Origin of the sequence: Methylobacterium sp. 2A (assembly GCF_009806555.1) — a bacterium.
Classification (GTDB): domain Bacteria; phylum Pseudomonadota; class Alphaproteobacteria; order Rhizobiales; family Beijerinckiaceae; genus Methylobacterium.
In genome coordinates this window covers 136,387-151,160 of the sequence record NZ_VUOK01000018.1, presented here as the reverse complement: position 1 = coordinate 151,160, position 14,774 = coordinate 136,387, and the positions used below count along the sequence as shown (strand labels likewise).

Genomic DNA, 14,774 nt, shown 5'->3' with positions numbered 1-14,774 from the left:
GTGCGCCGACCAGACCTGATGAAAAGTACGCCACAAATCGAGAAATCGCCCGCAGAATGTGCGGAATCCGCACAGAGATTGGGCATTCTGTCTGGGTACGCCGTCAAATCGGCATGGCGGACACGTCACGAGGATGTTAGAAATACGCCGCATCGTAGCGCGGGCCCGGGCGGCATGAAGAAGATCGAAGCGATCATCAAGCCTTTCAAGCTCGACGAGGTGAAGGAGGCGCTCCAGGAGGTCGGCCTCCAGGGCATCACCGTCATCGAGGCGAAGGGCTTTGGCCGCCAGAAGGGCCACACGGAGCTCTACCGGGGCGCCGAGTACGTCGTCGACTTCCTGCCGAAGGTGAAGCTCGAGATCGTCCTCTCGGACGCACTGGTCGAAGGCGCCGTGGAGGCGATCCGCAAGTCGGCCCAGACCGGCCGCATCGGCGACGGCAAGATCTTCGTGTCGACCATCGAGGAAGCGATCCGCATCCGCACCGGCGAGACCGGGACCGACGCGATCTGATCGACAACCTCGCGGCGCCCGCGAGCGCTGCCTAAGTTTTCGCTCTGCACGAATGTCCGGCAACGGCGCTTCCCGCCATGGAGCGCCGCCGCCCGCATCCCACATGCTCGGGAACGGTCGACGCAATCGGCCGCTTGGACCCGATGCAGGAGGATATGCGATGGCCGTCTCGGACGCGCGCGAAACCGCCAAGATCTACGATCTGTCCGCGTTCCGACGGGCCCGCGCGACGCCGCGGATCGCCGCGGAACCGAAGCCTGCGCCGGTGCCCAGCTTCGGAGGCGGGGCATGGTACCATGAAGCCGCGATCCGCGAGGATGAGCCTCCGCGCCGGTCTTGAGCGGCGAGACCAGGGGTCCCTATCCATTCCTCCCCCTCATCCTCGGGTGCCCGCGACAGCGGGCCTCGAAGGAGGACTCCAGGGATCACGGTGACGTCCAGAGAGATCCTTCGAGGCCTCCGCTTCGCTCCGGCGCCTCAGGATGAGGTAGGCGACTGGGAATTGCTCCCGCGAGCGAGACACCAATGGCAGCCCATCGCCCCGAAAACGGCGAAGCCGGACCCGAAGGCCCGGCTTCGTTGTCTCGGTCTTGGTCCACGTCTTACGCGGCTGCAGCGGCCTCGGTCGGCACGGAAGCGATCGTCTTCAGCACCTGCGAGGCGATCTGGTAGGGGTCGCCCTGGGAGTTCGGACGGCGGTCCTCCAGGTAGCCCTTGTAGCCGTTGTTGACGAAGGAGTGCGGCACGCGGATCGAGGCGCCACGGTCGGCCACGCCGTACGAGAACTCGTGGATCGAGGCGGTCTCGTGCTTGCCGGTCAGCCGCATGTGGTTGTCCGGGCCGTAGACGGCGATGTGCTCCTCACGGGCGTTCTTGAACGCCTCCATGAGCTTCTCGAAATACGCCTTCCCGCCATGCTCGCGCATGAACGCGGTCGAGAAGTTGCAGTGCATGCCCGAGCCGTTCCAGTCGGTGTCGCCGAGCGGCTTGCAATGGTACTCGACGTCGATGCCGTACTTCTCGCAGAGGCGCTGCAGGAGGTAGCGGGCCATCCACATCTCGTCGGCGGCCTTCTTGGAGCCCTTGCCGAAGATCTGGAATTCCCACTGGCCCTTGGCCACCTCGGCGTTGATGCCCTCGTGGTTGATGCCGGCATCGAGGCAGAGGTCGAGGTGCTCTTCGACGATCTGGCGGGCGACGTCGCCGACGTTCGAATAGCCGACGCCGGTGTAGTACGGGCCCTGCGGCGCCGGGTAGCCGGAGGCGGGGAAGCCGAGCGGGCGACCGTCCTTGTACAGGAAGTACTCCTGCTCGAAGCCGAACCAAGCGCCCGGATCGTCCAGAATGGTGGCGCGCTTGTTGGACGCGTGCGGGGTGACGCCGTCCGGCATCATCACTTCGCACATCACCAGCACGCCGTTCTTGCGGGCCGGATCGGGGAAGTGGCGCACGGGCTTCAGCATGCAGTCGGAGCTGCCGCCCTCGGCCTGCTTCGTGGACGAGCCGTCGAAGCCCCACATCGGGAGCTGCTCGAGGGTCGGGAAGCTGTCGAATTCCTTGATCTGCGTCTTACCACGGAGATTCGGGGTCGGCGTATACCCGTCGAGCCATATGTACTCGAGCTTATATTTGGTCATTCCGGTTCTCTCGTCCGTATCGATGCGCGACCGGGGTACCCCTGGAAGACGCGAACGGCTTGCCGCCTCTCAGACGGCCGCTGCCGCCATTGCATGGAGTGTGCCACGAAAGCCGCCGCCTGCCCGCGCCGACCCGTTCGGAACCGATTTTTCGTTCACGGAACCGAGAGCCGGCTTATTCTCCCCCTGATCGTCCCACCGCCGCGCCGATTCCCGCGCACCGCGGGTGGCAACGCGCGCCTGCGACGGATATCAAGCGCCGCTCGCTGGCGCGGCCCGACTGAGAGCGGGCGCGCCGCGGGCGCGTTTTTCGAGCGATCCCTGGAGGATGCCCACGATGACCACTGCGGCCGAGGTGCTGAAGACGATCCGGGACAACGACGTGCGCTACGTGGACTTCCGGTTCACCGACCCACGCGGCAAGTGGCAGCACGTCACGTTCGACGTGTCGCTCATCGATGAGGAGATCTTCGACGAGGGCACGATGTTCGACGGCTCCTCGATCGCCGGCTGGAAGGCGATCAACGAGTCCGACATGCTGCTGATGCCGGACCCCGCGACCGCGACGCTCGACCCGTTCTTCTCGGCCGCGACGCTCTCGATCGTCTGCGACGTGCTGGAGCCGGCGACCGGCGAGCCCTACGGCCGCGATCCCCGCGGCACCGCCAAGCGCGCCGAGGCCTACCTGCAGCAGACCGGCATCGGCGACACGATCTATGTCGGCCCTGAGGCCGAGTTCTTCGTGTTCGACGACGTGAAGTTCGCCGCCGACCCGTACCGCACCGGCTTCGAGCTCGATTCCACCGAGCTGCCGTCGAACGGCTTCACCGACTATGAGGGTGGCAACATGGGCCACCGGGTGCAGACCAAGGGCGGCTACTTCCCGGTGCCGCCGCAGGATTCGGCGCAGGACATGCGCGGCGAGATGCTGGCGGCCATGCAGTCCATGGGCGTGAAGGTCGAGAAGCACCACCACGAGGTGGCCTCGGCCCAGCACGAGCTCGGCATGAAGTTCGACACGCTGGTCACGCTCGCCGACCACATGCAGATCTACAAGTACTGCATCCACAACGTCGCGCAGAGCTACGGCAAATCCGCGACGTTCATGCCGAAGCCCGTCTACGGCGACAACGGCTCAGGGATGCACGTCCACCAGTCGATCTGGAAGGACGGCCAGCCGCTCTTCGCGGGCGACAAGTATGCCGGCCTGTCCCAGGAATGCCTCTGGTACATCGGCGGCATCATCAAGCACGCCAAGGCGCTCAACGCCTTCACCAACCCGTCGACCAACTCGTACAAGCGCCTCGTGCCGGGCTACGAGGCGCCGGTGCTGCTCGCCTATTCGGCGCGCAACCGCTCGGCCTCCTGCCGCATCCCGTGGACCAAGAGCCCGAAGGCCAAGCGCGTCGAGGTCCGGTTCCCCGATCCGATGGCGAACCCCTACCTCGCCTTCTCGGCGCTGCTGATGGCCGGCCTCGACGGAATCCGGAACAAGATCGATCCGGGTCCGGCCATGGACAAGGACCTCTACGAGCTGCCCCCGCGGGAGCTGAAGAAGATTCCGACCGTGTGCGGCAGCTTGCGCGAGGCGCTGACCAACCTCGACAAGGACCGGGCCTTCCTCAAGGAGGGCGGCGTGTTCACGGACGACCAGATCGATTCGTTCATCGAGCTGAAGATGACCGAGGTGCTGCGCTACGAGATGACCCCGCACCCGATCGAGTTCGTACAGTACTACTCGCTGTGAGGTGAAGGGGGCCGGGCGCGATGCCCGGCCCCTTCGCGGTGAGAGGCACTGGAAGACGCCCGTCGCCTGGCCCATTGCCATGGCTCGAACAAAGCAAGAACGCCATTAACCTGATAAGATTATTAGCCTATGAACACTCCCGTCCACGAGCGGAGTGATTCATGGTCGCGAATGAGATCGTTGTCACTCAGTCGCGGTGGCAGTTGGCGGCTTTGCGGGTTGAAGTGAAGCTGCTTCGCCTCGGCCTCATTCTTCATGCCTACAACCCAGGCCAACCGCGGGTGCCGGCTGGCCAACCGGACGGCGGTCAATGGACAAGTGATAACGGCTCCGAAGAATTCATAACCGGTGATGATGCACATCTTATTCTCGTCAGCAGTGAAGATGATCAAAGATATAAAGTCGATCTCAGAGCTGAGGAGGGGCGTGGCGGCCACACTCTAGGCAGGCATGTCGGAAAATCTGATGATGAATTATCTGAGAGGGTTCGAAAATCTCAGTGGCGGACGCTTTTTTATAATGGCGGCGAAAGGAGGGATGGGAGTTTTTCATCCATCGATTCCGCCAACTCGCTTGTCAACGCCACGATTGACGAGAATAAATCAGAGGTTGATCTTGTCGCGTCTGGATCGAGCGAAAGCGTTTTTATTAAAAAACAGTTTAGCTATAAGACAGGCAGAGAAGCTTATAGTAATAATGATGGTGTCGTGTATGTGCGCGATACCTACGGTGTTGGCGTTTATTTAAGACACGACCCAAGTTCGTCTCGCGGATTTCGCGTCCGGACAGCATATCCGCGAACTGAAGGAGATTGATATGCAACAACCGCCCGAATTCAAAAAATTTTCACTCCAATTCTATTCTGGCATATTGGATGATGTCGAAACTGAAGAAGAATTAATTGATACGGTTCTATCTCCATTCCAGGATGAACAACAGAGATCACGACTACGTTCATATCTTAATACTATAATTCAGGATGATATAGACGACAAAGAACTACAAAGTATTTGGTGGTCATCCTCCGCGGATACCGTATTTCGCGACAGCTTTGGTCTGCGTCAGCTTTTAAAAATGGCACGAGACCGGCTTTGATCTCATTTAGGTAAATAAACTTTCGCCAAAAGGATGAATTGCCCCGATGAGGCCTCAGAGTTAGGGGCTATACTGAGATGTCGATCAAGCCAAATGTCATCGCTCTATCCTTCCACCGTGATGCTTACCTCGACCACCTCGTCGTCGTCGCGCCGGATCTCGCGGAGGGCGTGGCGCATGTCAGGGACTGTCTCGGCCTAACGATGCCGGAGGGCGGTCGCCATCGCGAGATGGGCACCCGCAACCACCTGCTGCGCCTTGGCGACGCGGTATTCCTGGAGGTGATCGCCGTCGATCCGGAAGCCCCTGCCCCACCCCGAGCCCGCTGGTTCGGCTTGAGCGAGCCGCCGAAGGTGCGCGCGGACTGGGATTCGGGCCGGCGGCTGCGCGGCTTCGTCGCCCGCACGGACGATCTCGACGGTGTGCTCGCTGCTCATCAGGGCCTGCTCGGGCAGGCCGCAACGGTGACCCGCGGCGCCCTGTCGTGGTGTTTCGGCGTCCGCCCGGATGGGGCGTGGCCGGCGGACGGCGCCGCGCCCTCCGTGATGGATTGGGGTCCGAGCGGCAGCCCGGCCCGGACGATGCCGGATTTCGGTGCGCGGCTCGATGCGCTGGCCCTGACGCATCCGGATCCGGACGGCGTCCGAAAACTTCACGCGGCGCTTGGGCTGGCCGACCCTCCGGCAGTCGTGCCGGGCGACGGTCCGCGCTGGACCGCGCGGATCACGACGCCGTCCGGCCCGCGGACGCTGACCTGATGGACCGGCAGACCGAGGTCTGCTCCTTCGAACCTGTTTGACGGTCCAACCGCGGCTGCGCATCGCTCGATGCGACCCAGATCCAACCCCACCTCCTCATCCTGAGGTGCCGGAGCGCAGCGGAGGCCTCGAAGGAGCCCTCCAGCCAGCCGCGCGATTTCTGGAGCCCTCCTTCGAGGCCCGCTGACGCGGGCACCTCAGGATGAGGCTGTGAGTTGGATAAGCCGCTTCAAACAGGCACTCAGCTATGCGCAAAAATATCGACCTCCGGCCAGCCGTCGAGGTCGAGGCGGGCGCGGGTCGGCAGGAAGGCGAAGCAGGCGGCGGCGAGGTCGGTGCGCCCCTCGCGGGCCAGCATCGCGTCGAGCCGGTCGCGCGCCGCGTGGAGGTGGAGCACGTCCGAGGCCGCGTAATCGAGCTGCGCCTGCGACAGGGTCTCGGCGCCCCAATCGGAGGATTGCTGCTGCTTCGATAGGTCGACGCCGACGAGTTCGCGCACCACGTCCTTGAGCCCGTGGCGGTCGGTATAGGTGCGGGCGAGTTTCGAGGCGATCTTGGTGCAGTAGACCGGTTGCGGCATCACCCCGAACGCCTTGTCGAGCACCGCCACATCGAAGCGCGCGAAGTGAAAAATCTTCAGCACCGCAGGATCCGCCAGGACGCGCTTGAGCACCACGGGCTCCGGGCCACCTTGCGGGATCTGCACCACATCGGCGGTGCCGTCGCCGGTCGAGATCTGCACCACGCAGAGCCGGTCGCGATGGGGGTTGAGGCCGAGCGTCTCGGTGTCGATGGCCACCGCCCGGCCGGCATCGTAATCGGCGGGCAGGTCGCCGCGGTGGAGGCGTACGGTCGGGCTCGGCATCTTTCTCGGACCTTGAGGGTTTTCGGCCGGTAGCATCGGTGCCAAGTGGCGGCAAGCATGCGGCGGCGCGCGGGAGTCGTTGCGCGGCGGAGGGACGGTCATGACGGCAGCCGAGGTGATCGCGACTTTGGGGCTCAAGCCCCATCCCGAGGGCGGCCATTACCGCGAGACGTTTCGCGATCCGCGGACTGTCGAGGGGCGCTCGGTCGGCACCGCGATCTACTTCCTGCTCGACCTCGGCGAGGTCTCGGCGTGGCACCGGGTCGACGCCACCGAGATCTGGCATTGGCACGCCGGCGCGCCGCTGGTGATCACCACGAGCCCGAACGGGCACGACGCCGAGGCCCGGCATCTGGGGCCTGACCTCGCCGCCGGCCAGCGGCCGCAATGCGTGGTGCCGGCGGGCCACTGGCAGACCGCGACCAGCCTCGGCGCCTGGACGCTCGTCGGCTGCACGGTCTCGCCGGGCTTCGAGTTTTCGGGGTTCGAGATGGCGCCGCCGGATTGGCGGCCGACGCCGCGAGGCTAGAAGCTGAGGCAAAGCAGCTGACGGCGGAGCGTCCTGAGATCGGTGGCCGCGTGACGCTTCGATCTCAAGCAACGACACGCAAAACAAGCCGATCGTCCAGATCTGGAGGCAGCCGCTCCCTGAGCGCGCTCTGGCGATCGACTGCGCGGATCCGCATTGTCGGCTCTCGGGAACCCTCCGCCGACGCAGAACGATCGGCGCGCCGTTCCGATTGCCGGGAGAATTGGACTGCTGCTCCGGAATAGCCGGGTTGCAACGTCGCGTTTTACCGCGTTTTATAAAGATGTTATTTTAATACGCTTTGATGCTTCGTATAAATACATACAGAGGCAGATCAGTCGCGTTTCGAGCCAGAAATCTCGATAGCAGCCGTCGCTTATCCTGCCGATGCAAACACTCTTCTCGACGGATGGCCTCCAACCAGGCGTCGGCTTCAAACTGTGGCGCGACCTCCTGGCCGAGCGGCTCGTCCCGATCGACGTCCAACGCCTCGACAGGGATGCCCCCTTTCAGGCCAAGCTCGACGTGGCCGCACTCGGTCCCCTCCAGGTTTCACGCCTGGCGCAAGGCGCTTTGCGGTGTGAGACGACGCCCGCCGCGGCGCGGCGCCACGACAGGTCCGGGATGCTCGTGGTGGTGATCAAACTCGCCGGCCAATCGACGACCCTCCAGGACGGTCGAGAAGCGGTGCAGCACCCCGGAGACATGGTCGTGCTGGATCATCGGCCCTCCGTGATAGCGACCCATCGGGACAGCCAAGCTCTGTTTCTCGAATTGCCGCGCGAGCGCCTGGAGAGCGTGTTTGGCTCGACGCGCCTCTATGCGGGACTGTCCCTCGGAGCGGATCTCGCATCCACCAAGCTGGCGACGAGCTTCATCCATCAGCTGATCCAGCTGCGCCGTCAGCTCTCGCCCGATGCGGCAGAGCGCATGGCGGAGATCGGCGTCGATCTGATCGTCGCGAGTCTCGCCGAGCGGCTCGCGCAGGAGATGCCCCGGCCGCTACATGGCAGCGTCGTGGTCCAGCGCGCCAAGGCCTACGTCGAGGCCAATCTGCAGAATGCTTCCCTGGATCCTCCACAGCTCGCCGCCGCGATGGGCGTTTCGCTCCGTCGGTTGCAGGAACTGTTTCACGAACGCGGCCGGCACATCTCCGATTGGATCTGGGAGCGTCGGCTGGAGGTCGCGGCCAAGCGCTTGGCCGATCCAGCCTGCGTTCACATGCCCATAGGCACGCTCGCATACGGATGCGGCTTCACCAGCCAGTCTCACTTCGCGCGCCGCTTCAAGCACCGCCATGGCATGAGCCCGCGCGAATATCGGGAGGTCGCCGTCCTCAGGATTCTGCCCGGCCGCGGTGCGAGCGGGCAGAGTCGGGCGAATCGGGTTCATCCCTGAGCCTGCTTGAGCCCTGAGCCTGCTTGGGCGCCGCGCGCGAAGCACGCACCGCCGTCAGCGCACCGGCCACGATCAGCAGGCAGGCGAGCGCCAGGGCCGGCCCGGGGCTGGCATAGCCGGTCACCACCAGGATCAGCGTCGAGAGGACCGGCGCCGCATAGGCCGTGACGCCGAGCAGCCGGACGTCGCCGCGCTTGCAGCCTATGTCCCAGAGATAGAAGGCGGCCCCGACGGGACCCAGGCCGAGCAACACCACCGCGCCCCACTGCGTCGCATCGGCTGGCCAGACTGTCGTCTCGAAGGCCAGATGACAGAGGAGGCTGAGCGCCGCGGTGGCGAGGCAGAAGCCGGCCACCGCATCGGTCGGCACCTGCCCGACCCGGGCCGAGAGAACGGAGTAGCCGGCCCATACGAAGGCCGCCGCGAAGGAGGCCGCGTAGCCCGGCAGGGCTCCGGCGGGGAATCCGAGGTCGCCCCGCCCGACGAACAGGGCCGCGACGCCGGCAAGACCCAGCAACGCGCCGGCGAGATGACCGAGGCGCAGCCCGTCCGATCCCGGCAGGCGCGCGGAGAACAGCACGATCAGAAGCGGCCAGAGATAATTGATCAGCCCGGCTTCGGCGGGCGGCGCGAGGCGCAGGGCGCTGAAGTAGAGGGCGTGATAGCCGAACAAGCCCCCGATCCCGAGCAGCCAGACCGGCCAGGGCTGGAGCAGCGCGCGGGCCCGGGCCGGACGGGCGATCCAGACGGAGCAGCCGCAAAGGCCGCCGAGCAGGAACGTCATGGCGGCGAGCTGGAACGGCGGCACCGTTCCGGACGCAGCCGTGAACAGGGCGAGCAGCGACCAGAGCGCGATCGCGCCGAAGCCCGCCAGGGTCGCGGCGGAGCGGGTCAACGGGCGGGACGAGACCGGCGCGGATCCATTCATGGGAGGCCGCTACCACGCAGACATCCGAGTCGGCGAGGACAAGTTTCCACGCCCATCCGGTACGGGCACCGTCGTGTGCGGGTCAGTCGGCCCACAGGGCCACGAGGGAGAACAGGCCGGCCATCAGAAAGTTGACGAGCAGGATGCAGGCGATGATCAGGGCGAGCGTCATGGTGGCCTCCGGAGCGGGGCAAGCGGGCGGGGATGGAGATCGGATGCGGCCGGGTCCTCGCGGACCCGCGCGGTTCAGATCGGCCCGGCGGTTCGCCCGCACGGGCCGCGTCTTCCGGCGCCTCAGTGCGGGCTGATCACCCGCATGAGATCGGCGAGATATTCGACGTTCAGCGGCTTCCAGCCGAGCCGCCGCCGGAGCAGGCCGTAGCCCGTGCAGAGCAGGGCGGCCGAGCCGATGACGGCCAGCGTGAACCAGCGGATGTCGCCGGTGCCGAAGCCGACGGCGGCGCCGATCAGGGCCGTCGTCACGAAGATGATCCGGCTCGGGTTGGCCGGGCCGCGGGTCGTTACGTCAGACATGGGAACCTCCCTCGGTCCGGGTCAGCGGGCGCGGCAGTTGGGGCCGTACCAAGTCGCGGTCCGGTGATCTATGCCGCCATCGTAGGACGCGCCGCAGACGGGAAAGCGCGTGTCGCCGCTCCGCTGCAGGCTCATCATCCTGTAGAGGTCGCGCTGCGCCTCGCGGCGGCGGTTCTGCTCGGCGAGCTGGGCCTGCCAGTACCGGTTGCTGGCGGCCGCGGCGGCCGCACGATCCTGGTGAAGGCCCATCATGCACTGTGCGAAGGCATCGGTGCCCGGCTCGAATCCGAACCCGTAGCACTGGTTCTGATCCATCGCGTGCCGCTCCTGGGGCGTGACGCAGGCGGCGAGGCCCAGGGCGCAGGCCGCCGCCAGGGCGACCTTCGCGGCGCTCGGGAGAAGCCGAACCGGCCGGCCGCCAGCTTTGCCGCCGCGTTGCGCAGAACAGACTCCGGTTTCGCGGACAGCCTGAACGGCATATTTACCGTGAAGACGCTGGATCATGGTGCTCGCACTCCCGTTCTACTGTCGGCGCGAACATCCGCGGCGCGACGGAACGAGACCTATACGGACACGCTCGGCTTGTTCGTGCCCCAGAGCACGTGAACAATCGGTTCTCGAATCGTCTGTTCTGCACAGCCGGTCGGCATGCGCATGCAGCGCGGATCGACGCGCCGCGCCCGCAGACAATGTTACTTATTTTCTATAGTAAATATTGATCTTAATAGCAGCGCAATTGCTCGGCATCAGATACAGGAAGGCCTGCGCACCCCAATCCTGAATCGGTGCCAACCCTGATGAGCTGGAGCCCGGCAGAGGCCGCGTGGAGAGCCCCGACAACCGCGCTGCCCGGCCGTTCACGGGCACCGGGCCTCGAAAAGCGATGCGGGTACGGGCGGGGAACGCCGCGTCAGGACCGGCTCCGGGAGCCATACGGCCGGCCCGCGCACACGCCGAAGCGCGGGACAGGCGAATCGGGCGCGCCAGCCTGAGACCGGCGCGCCCGAGGTCTCGATCAGACGAAGTGCTGGCCGCCGTTGATCGTCAGCGTCGAGCCGTTCACGAAGCCGGCCTCGTCGCTCGCGAGGTACTCGACCGCATGCGCGATCTCGTCGGCCTCGCCGAGGCGGCCGGTCGGGATCGTGGAGATGATCTTGTTGCGGATATCCTCCGGCACAGCCATCACCATCTCGGTGGCGATGTAGCCCGGCGCGATCACGTTCACCGTAATGCCCTTGGACGCGCTCTCCTGCGCGAGCGCCTTGGCGAAGCCGATCACGCCGGCCTTGGCGGCCGAGTAGTTGGTCTGGCCGGCTTGGCCCTTCTGGCCGTTGATCGACGAGATGATGATGATGCGGCCGAAGTTGCGGCTGCGCATGCCCTCGATCAGCGGCCGCGTGCAGGTGAACATCGAGTCGAGGTTGGTCTTGATGACCGCCTGCCACTTGTCGAAGGTCATCTTGTGGAAGGCGCCGTCCCGGGTGATGCCGGCATTGTTGACGAGGATGTCGATCGGTCCGACCTCCGCCTCGATCGCCTTGATCCCGGCCTCGCAGCTCGCGAGATCCCCCACGTCGAACTTGAAGACCGGGATGCCGGTCTCGGCCTTGAAGGCGTTGGCGGCCTCGTCGTTGCCGCCGTAATTCGCCGCCACCCTGTAGCCCTTGTCCTTCAGCCGCTTCGAGATCGCCGCACCGATACCGCGGGTGCCGCCCGTGACGAGGGCGACGCGTCCTTGAGCCATTGTTTCCTCCTGTTGGCAGCCCGTGATGACGCGTGCGGATGGCGTCCGCACGCGAATTTTTCTGATCTCGGCCTTAAGTCTAAGTTGTCGAGACCGGGCGTTACAGATCCATCAGGTCCGCTCGACGCACATCGCCACGCCCATGCCGCCGCCGATGCAGAGCGTGGCGAGGCCCTTCTTGGCATCGCGCCGCTTCATCTCGTGCAGCAGCGTGACGAGCACGCGGGCGCCCGAGGCGCCGATCGGGTGGCCGATGGCGATGGCGCCGCCATTGACGTTCACCTTCGCGTCGTCCCAGCCCATGTCCTTATTGACCGCGAGGGCCTGGGCCGCGAAGGCCTCGTTGGCCTCGATCAGGTCGAGGTCGGCGGGCTTCCAGCCGGCCTTCTCCAGGGCCTTGCGGGAGGCCGGGATCGGGCCGGTGCCCATCACCTTCGGATCGACGCCGGCGGTCGCCCAGGACTTGATCTTGGCGAGCGGGGTGAGGCCGCGGCGCTCGGCCTCGGAGGCCGACATCAGCACCAGGGCGGCGGCGCCGTCGTTGAGGCCCGAGGCGTTGGCGGCGGTGACGGTGCCCTCCTTGGCGAAGGCGGGCTTCAGCTTGGCCATCGCCTCCACGGTGGCGCCGTCGCGGATGTATTCGTCGGTATCGACGACCGTGTCGCCCTTCTTGCCCGGGACCGTGACCGGAACGATCTCCTCCTTGAACCGGCCCTCCTTGCGGGCGGCCTCGGCCTTGTTCTGCGAGCGGGTCGCGAACTGGTCCTGCTGCTCGCGGGTGAGCTGGAAGGCCTGGGCGACGTTCTCGGCGGTCTGGCCCATATGGTAGCCGTTGAAGGCGTCCCAGAGCCCGTCCTTGATCATGGTGTCGACGAGCTTCACGTCGCCCATCTTCTGGCCGCCGCGCAGATACTGCGCGTGGGGCGCGAGCGACATCGATTCCTGGCCGCCAGCCACGATGATCTTGGCGTCGCCGTTGGCGATCTGCTGCATGCCGATGGCGACCGTGCGCAGGCCCGAGCCGCAGACCTGGTTGAGGCCCCAGGCGGTGGCCTTCTCGGGGATGCCGGCCTTGATGGCGGCCTGGCGGGCCGGGTTCTGGCCGGCGCCGGCGGTGAGCACCTGGCCGAAGATCACCTCGTCGACCTCCTCGGGCGAGACCTTGGCGCGCTCCAGGGCCGCCTTGATCGCCGTCGCGCCGAGCTCGTGGGCCGGCACCGCCCCGAAGGCGCCGCCGAACGAGCCGACCGGCGTGCGCGCGGCCCCGACGATGACGATCTCTTCGCTGGCTGCCATGTTGCGTTCTCCTCTCGCGAGCCGGCGCGCCTTCCGGGGCGCGCTCTGTGCTGGCTCTGGGATGAAGGGCTTGGCATCGGCGAAGTCAAGATTGCGCGTCGGAGCTCGAAATGATGCCGATGACGCGTCTGCGAGACTGAAATGGCGCCCGGCCGCGGCGAGGCCTGCATTATTCTGCGTTGAAGAGATGCAGTTTGCTGTTTTCTGCGCCCGGAGAAGGCTTTAAGGATCGTGCTGCGGACGCGAAGACGATCCCCGCAGGGCCGCATCACGCGGACCCGCATGTCCCGAGGTCTCGAGTCGAGAAAGGCCGTTCCCGATGGCGGATACCGTCAAGGCCACACAGACCGTCATCAAGAAGTACGCCAACCGGCGCCTCTATCACACCGGCACCTCGACCTACGTGACGCTCGAGGACCTCGCCACGATGGTCCAGAACGGCGAGGACTTCGTCGTGTACGATGCGCGCACGGGCGACGACATCACCCGCTCGGTCCTCACGCAGATCATCTTCGAGCAGGAGAACAAGGCCGGCGCCGAGAACCTGCTTCCGGTGGCGTTCCTGCGCCAGCTCATCCGCTTCTACGGCGACAGCATGCGCACCATGGTGCCGAGCTTCCTGGAATTCTCCATGGCGAATTTCGCGAAGGACCAGGATGGCTTGCGCGAAAAGTTCGCCCACAGCTTCGGCCCGGCCGCGTTCCAGAACGCGATCGAGCAGCAGGTGCGCACCAACATGAGCTTCTTCGGCGATGCCATGAAGATGTTCACGGGCTTCGCGCCGCCCGCCGGGACCCAGCCGGCCCCGCCGCCCGCCCCCGCGCCCTATGGCGGCGGCGAGCTCGACGACCTGAAGCGGCAGATGCTGGAGATGCAGCAGCGCCTGGAGGCTCTGGCAAAAAAATAATCGCCCATTCGAGGCGACCGAATAGAAGTTGATGAAACCTTAATACCGGTATCACCTTTGCGACACCGGCACGGAAACGTGCGGAGCGTGTCGCCATGGTGCGAGTCGAAGCAGGCAACCGTCTCGGCCTGGCACAGGTCAGGCCTGTGCGGGCGACGCCCGGCGCCACGGAAGGCGGGCGGTCCGAGGCCGTGCGTCCCACGGGACGGGCACTCGTCGTGATCGATGGGGGCTACCCCGAGGGGCGTGACAGGGCCGTGCCGGCGGAGCGCGCGGCCCCGGGAACATCCCGCGCCGGCTTCATCGCGCAGTTGCTGACGGCCGAAGACCCGACGCTGCTTCCGTCGCGTCTGGAACGGACCCGAATGGCCACCGCGTGCTACGCGGAGACCGCGCGGCGCCTCGCCTGAGGCGCCGCGAGAAGCCTTACGCCTCGGCGGACTTCACCTTGAGGACCTGACGGCCGCGGTACATGCCGGTCTTCAGATCGATGTGGTGCGGACGGCGCAGCTCGCCGGAATCCTTGTCCTCGACATAGGTCGGCGCCTTGAGGGCGTCGGCCGAGCGGCGCATGCCGCGGCGGGAGGGGGAGGTCTTTCGCTTCGGGACGGCCATGGTGTGATCCTTCGTGACGCCGCGGACAAAGCGGCGCCCGGGCGGCTCCCCGATCGAGGATCGCCACGCGCACCGCGGGATACGGATGAGGGCGCGCTTATAGCTGCGGCGTCCGCCCCTGGCTAGGGGTGCCCGACCACAACCGTTAAGCGTGGGTTCAAGCGCGGCAGCGCAGATCTGCATTACCGGTGCCGCGCAGCGGGCCGCG

General features: G+C 65.8%; 18 protein-coding genes. 10 read left to right on the top strand and 8 right to left on the bottom strand.

Annotated elements, in window-relative coordinates:
- Nucleotides 1-174 precede the first annotated feature (174 nt).
- Complete coding sequence (locus tag FVE89_RS09010; RefSeq protein ID WP_003600526.1) at nucleotides 175-513, top strand: P-II family nitrogen regulator; 339 nt, start codon at nucleotides 175-177, stop codon at nucleotides 511-513.
- 160 nt (nucleotides 514-673) lie between these two features.
- Nucleotides 674-853: a DUF2735 domain-containing protein gene (locus tag FVE89_RS09005; protein ID WP_160533694.1), complete on the top strand. Its 180-nt coding sequence runs from the start codon at nucleotides 674-676 to the stop codon at nucleotides 851-853.
- A 262-nt stretch (nucleotides 854-1,115) separates the two neighbouring features.
- Here FVE89_RS09005 and FVE89_RS09000 read toward each other — a convergent pair whose 3' ends face one another.
- Entirely contained in the window at nucleotides 1,116-2,150 is a 1,035-nt protein-coding gene (locus FVE89_RS09000) for a glutamine synthetase beta-grasp domain-containing protein (protein WP_160533693.1), read from the bottom strand.
- 337 nt (nucleotides 2,151-2,487) lie between these two features.
- On the opposite strand from FVE89_RS09000, the gene glnA reads away from it, so the two are divergent.
- The 4 genes from glnA to FVE89_RS08980 all read left to right on the top strand — a co-directional run bounded on the left by glnA (nucleotide 2,488) and on the right by FVE89_RS08980 (nucleotide 5,750).
- On the top strand, nucleotides 2,488-3,897 hold the full coding sequence (gene glnA, locus FVE89_RS08995; RefSeq protein WP_160533692.1) for a type I glutamate--ammonia ligase: 1,410 nt from the start codon (nucleotides 2,488-2,490) through the stop codon (nucleotides 3,895-3,897).
- A 161-nt stretch (nucleotides 3,898-4,058) separates the two neighbouring features.
- Complete coding sequence (locus FVE89_RS08990; RefSeq protein WP_246730562.1) at nucleotides 4,059-4,712, top strand: RNase A-like domain-containing protein; 654 nt, start codon at nucleotides 4,059-4,061, stop codon at nucleotides 4,710-4,712.
- Between the two features lies 1 nt (nucleotide 4,713).
- Nucleotides 4,714-4,992, top strand: coding sequence for a hypothetical protein (locus FVE89_RS08985; RefSeq protein ID WP_160533691.1), 279 nt, complete (start codon nucleotides 4,714-4,716; stop codon nucleotides 4,990-4,992).
- 77 nt (nucleotides 4,993-5,069) lie between these two features.
- The gene (locus FVE89_RS08980) at nucleotides 5,070-5,750 is read left to right on the top strand and encodes a VOC family protein (RefSeq protein WP_160533690.1); all 681 of its coding nucleotides are present in this window, start codon (nucleotides 5,070-5,072) and stop codon (nucleotides 5,748-5,750) included.
- 241 nt (nucleotides 5,751-5,991) lie between these two features.
- Here FVE89_RS08980 and FVE89_RS08975 read toward each other — a convergent pair whose 3' ends face one another.
- Nucleotides 5,992-6,615, bottom strand: coding sequence for a ribonuclease D (locus FVE89_RS08975; RefSeq protein WP_160533689.1), 624 nt, complete (start codon nucleotides 6,613-6,615; stop codon nucleotides 5,992-5,994).
- 100 nt (nucleotides 6,616-6,715) lie between these two features.
- On the opposite strand from FVE89_RS08975, the gene FVE89_RS08970 reads away from it, so the two are divergent.
- Nucleotides 6,716-7,144 carry a cupin domain-containing protein gene (locus FVE89_RS08970; protein WP_160533688.1) on the top strand — a complete coding sequence of 143 codons (429 nt, stop codon included), beginning with the start codon at nucleotides 6,716-6,718 and terminating at the stop codon, nucleotides 7,142-7,144.
- A gap of 387 nt (nucleotides 7,145-7,531) precedes the next feature.
- A complete protein-coding gene (locus FVE89_RS08965) occupies nucleotides 7,532-8,542 on the top strand; it encodes a helix-turn-helix domain-containing protein (protein WP_160533687.1) in 1,011 nt (336 codons plus the stop codon).
- Here FVE89_RS08965 and FVE89_RS08960 read toward each other — a convergent pair.
- The 5 genes from FVE89_RS08960 to FVE89_RS08940 form a co-directional block, all read right to left on the bottom strand.
- Nucleotides 8,481-9,470, bottom strand: coding sequence for an EamA family transporter (locus FVE89_RS08960; protein WP_246730560.1), 990 nt, complete (start codon nucleotides 9,468-9,470; stop codon nucleotides 8,481-8,483). The two genes, FVE89_RS08965 and FVE89_RS08960, sit on opposite strands and share 62 nt — an antisense overlap.
- Before the next feature lie 294 nt (nucleotides 9,471-9,764).
- The gene (locus FVE89_RS08955) at nucleotides 9,765-10,004 is read right to left on the bottom strand and encodes a hypothetical protein (RefSeq protein WP_160533686.1); all 240 of its coding nucleotides are present in this window, start codon (nucleotides 10,002-10,004) and stop codon (nucleotides 9,765-9,767) included.
- A gap of 21 nt (nucleotides 10,005-10,025) precedes the next feature.
- A complete protein-coding gene (locus FVE89_RS08950; protein ID WP_246730553.1) occupies nucleotides 10,026-10,508 on the bottom strand; it encodes a hypothetical protein in 483 nt (160 codons plus the stop codon).
- Nucleotides 10,509-11,019: 511 nt separating this feature from the next.
- Nucleotides 11,020-11,748, bottom strand: a complete 729-nt coding sequence (gene phbB, locus FVE89_RS08945) for an acetoacetyl-CoA reductase (protein ID WP_160533685.1) — start codon at nucleotides 11,746-11,748, stop codon at nucleotides 11,020-11,022.
- A gap of 111 nt (nucleotides 11,749-11,859) precedes the next feature.
- Nucleotides 11,860-13,044: an acetyl-CoA C-acetyltransferase gene (locus FVE89_RS08940; RefSeq protein WP_160533684.1), complete on the bottom strand. Its 1,185-nt coding sequence runs from the start codon at nucleotides 13,042-13,044 to the stop codon at nucleotides 11,860-11,862.
- A 319-nt stretch (nucleotides 13,045-13,363) separates the two neighbouring features.
- Between FVE89_RS08940 and phaR the strand changes: the two genes are divergently transcribed.
- Nucleotides 13,364-13,951, top strand: coding sequence for a polyhydroxyalkanoate synthesis repressor PhaR (gene phaR, locus FVE89_RS08935; protein WP_160533683.1), 588 nt, complete (start codon nucleotides 13,364-13,366; stop codon nucleotides 13,949-13,951).
- 95 nt (nucleotides 13,952-14,046) lie between these two features.
- Nucleotides 14,047-14,361, top strand: coding sequence for a hypothetical protein (locus FVE89_RS08930; RefSeq protein ID WP_160533682.1), 315 nt, complete (start codon nucleotides 14,047-14,049; stop codon nucleotides 14,359-14,361).
- Nucleotides 14,362-14,377: 16 nt separating this feature from the next.
- On the opposite strand, the gene rpmF is transcribed toward FVE89_RS08930, so the two are convergent.
- On the bottom strand, nucleotides 14,378-14,566 hold the full coding sequence (gene rpmF / locus FVE89_RS08925) for a 50S ribosomal protein L32 (RefSeq protein WP_003601373.1): 189 nt from the start codon (nucleotides 14,564-14,566) through the stop codon (nucleotides 14,378-14,380).
- Between the last annotated feature and the right edge of the window lie 208 nt (nucleotides 14,567-14,774).

Excerpts from the sequence above, each read along its gene's own strand:
- phbB (WP_160533685.1), bottom strand. The coding sequence starts at position 11,748 with ATGGCTCAAGGACGCGTCGCCCTCGTCACGGGCGGCACCCGCGGTATC.
- glnA (WP_160533692.1), top strand. The coding sequence starts at position 2,488 with ATGACCACTGCGGCCGAGGTGCTGAAGACGATCCGGGACAACGACGTG.
- FVE89_RS09005 (WP_160533694.1), top strand. The coding sequence starts at position 674 with ATGGCCGTCTCGGACGCGCGCGAAACCGCCAAGATCTACGATCTGTCC.
- FVE89_RS08955 (WP_160533686.1), bottom strand. The coding sequence starts at position 10,004 with ATGTCTGACGTAACGACCCGCGGCCCGGCCAACCCGAGCCGGATCATC.
- FVE89_RS09010 (WP_003600526.1), top strand. The coding sequence starts at position 175 with ATGAAGAAGATCGAAGCGATCATCAAGCCTTTCAAGCTCGACGAGGTG.
- FVE89_RS08985 (WP_160533691.1), top strand. The coding sequence starts at position 4,714 with ATGCAACAACCGCCCGAATTCAAAAAATTTTCACTCCAATTCTATTCT.
- FVE89_RS09000 (WP_160533693.1), bottom strand. The coding sequence starts at position 2,150 with ATGACCAAATATAAGCTCGAGTACATATGGCTCGACGGGTATACGCCG.
- FVE89_RS08980 (WP_160533690.1), top strand. The coding sequence starts at position 5,070 with ATGTCGATCAAGCCAAATGTCATCGCTCTATCCTTCCACCGTGATGCT.
- FVE89_RS08990 (WP_246730562.1), top strand. The coding sequence starts at position 4,059 with ATGGTCGCGAATGAGATCGTTGTCACTCAGTCGCGGTGGCAGTTGGCG.
- phaR (WP_160533683.1), top strand. The coding sequence starts at position 13,364 with ATGGCGGATACCGTCAAGGCCACACAGACCGTCATCAAGAAGTACGCC.
- rpmF (WP_003601373.1), bottom strand. The coding sequence starts at position 14,566 with ATGGCCGTCCCGAAGCGAAAGACCTCCCCCTCCCGCCGCGGCATGCGC.
- FVE89_RS08960 (WP_246730560.1), bottom strand. The coding sequence starts at position 9,470 with ATGAATGGATCCGCGCCGGTCTCGTCCCGCCCGTTGACCCGCTCCGCC.
- FVE89_RS08950 (WP_246730553.1), bottom strand. The coding sequence starts at position 10,508 with ATGATCCAGCGTCTTCACGGTAAATATGCCGTTCAGGCTGTCCGCGAA.
- FVE89_RS08965 (WP_160533687.1), top strand. The coding sequence starts at position 7,532 with ATGCAAACACTCTTCTCGACGGATGGCCTCCAACCAGGCGTCGGCTTC.
- FVE89_RS08970 (WP_160533688.1), top strand. The coding sequence starts at position 6,716 with ATGACGGCAGCCGAGGTGATCGCGACTTTGGGGCTCAAGCCCCATCCC.
- FVE89_RS08930 (WP_160533682.1), top strand. The coding sequence starts at position 14,047 with ATGGTGCGAGTCGAAGCAGGCAACCGTCTCGGCCTGGCACAGGTCAGG.
- FVE89_RS08940 (WP_160533684.1), bottom strand. The coding sequence starts at position 13,044 with ATGGCAGCCAGCGAAGAGATCGTCATCGTCGGGGCCGCGCGCACGCCG.
- FVE89_RS08975 (WP_160533689.1), bottom strand. The coding sequence starts at position 6,615 with ATGCCGAGCCCGACCGTACGCCTCCACCGCGGCGACCTGCCCGCCGAT.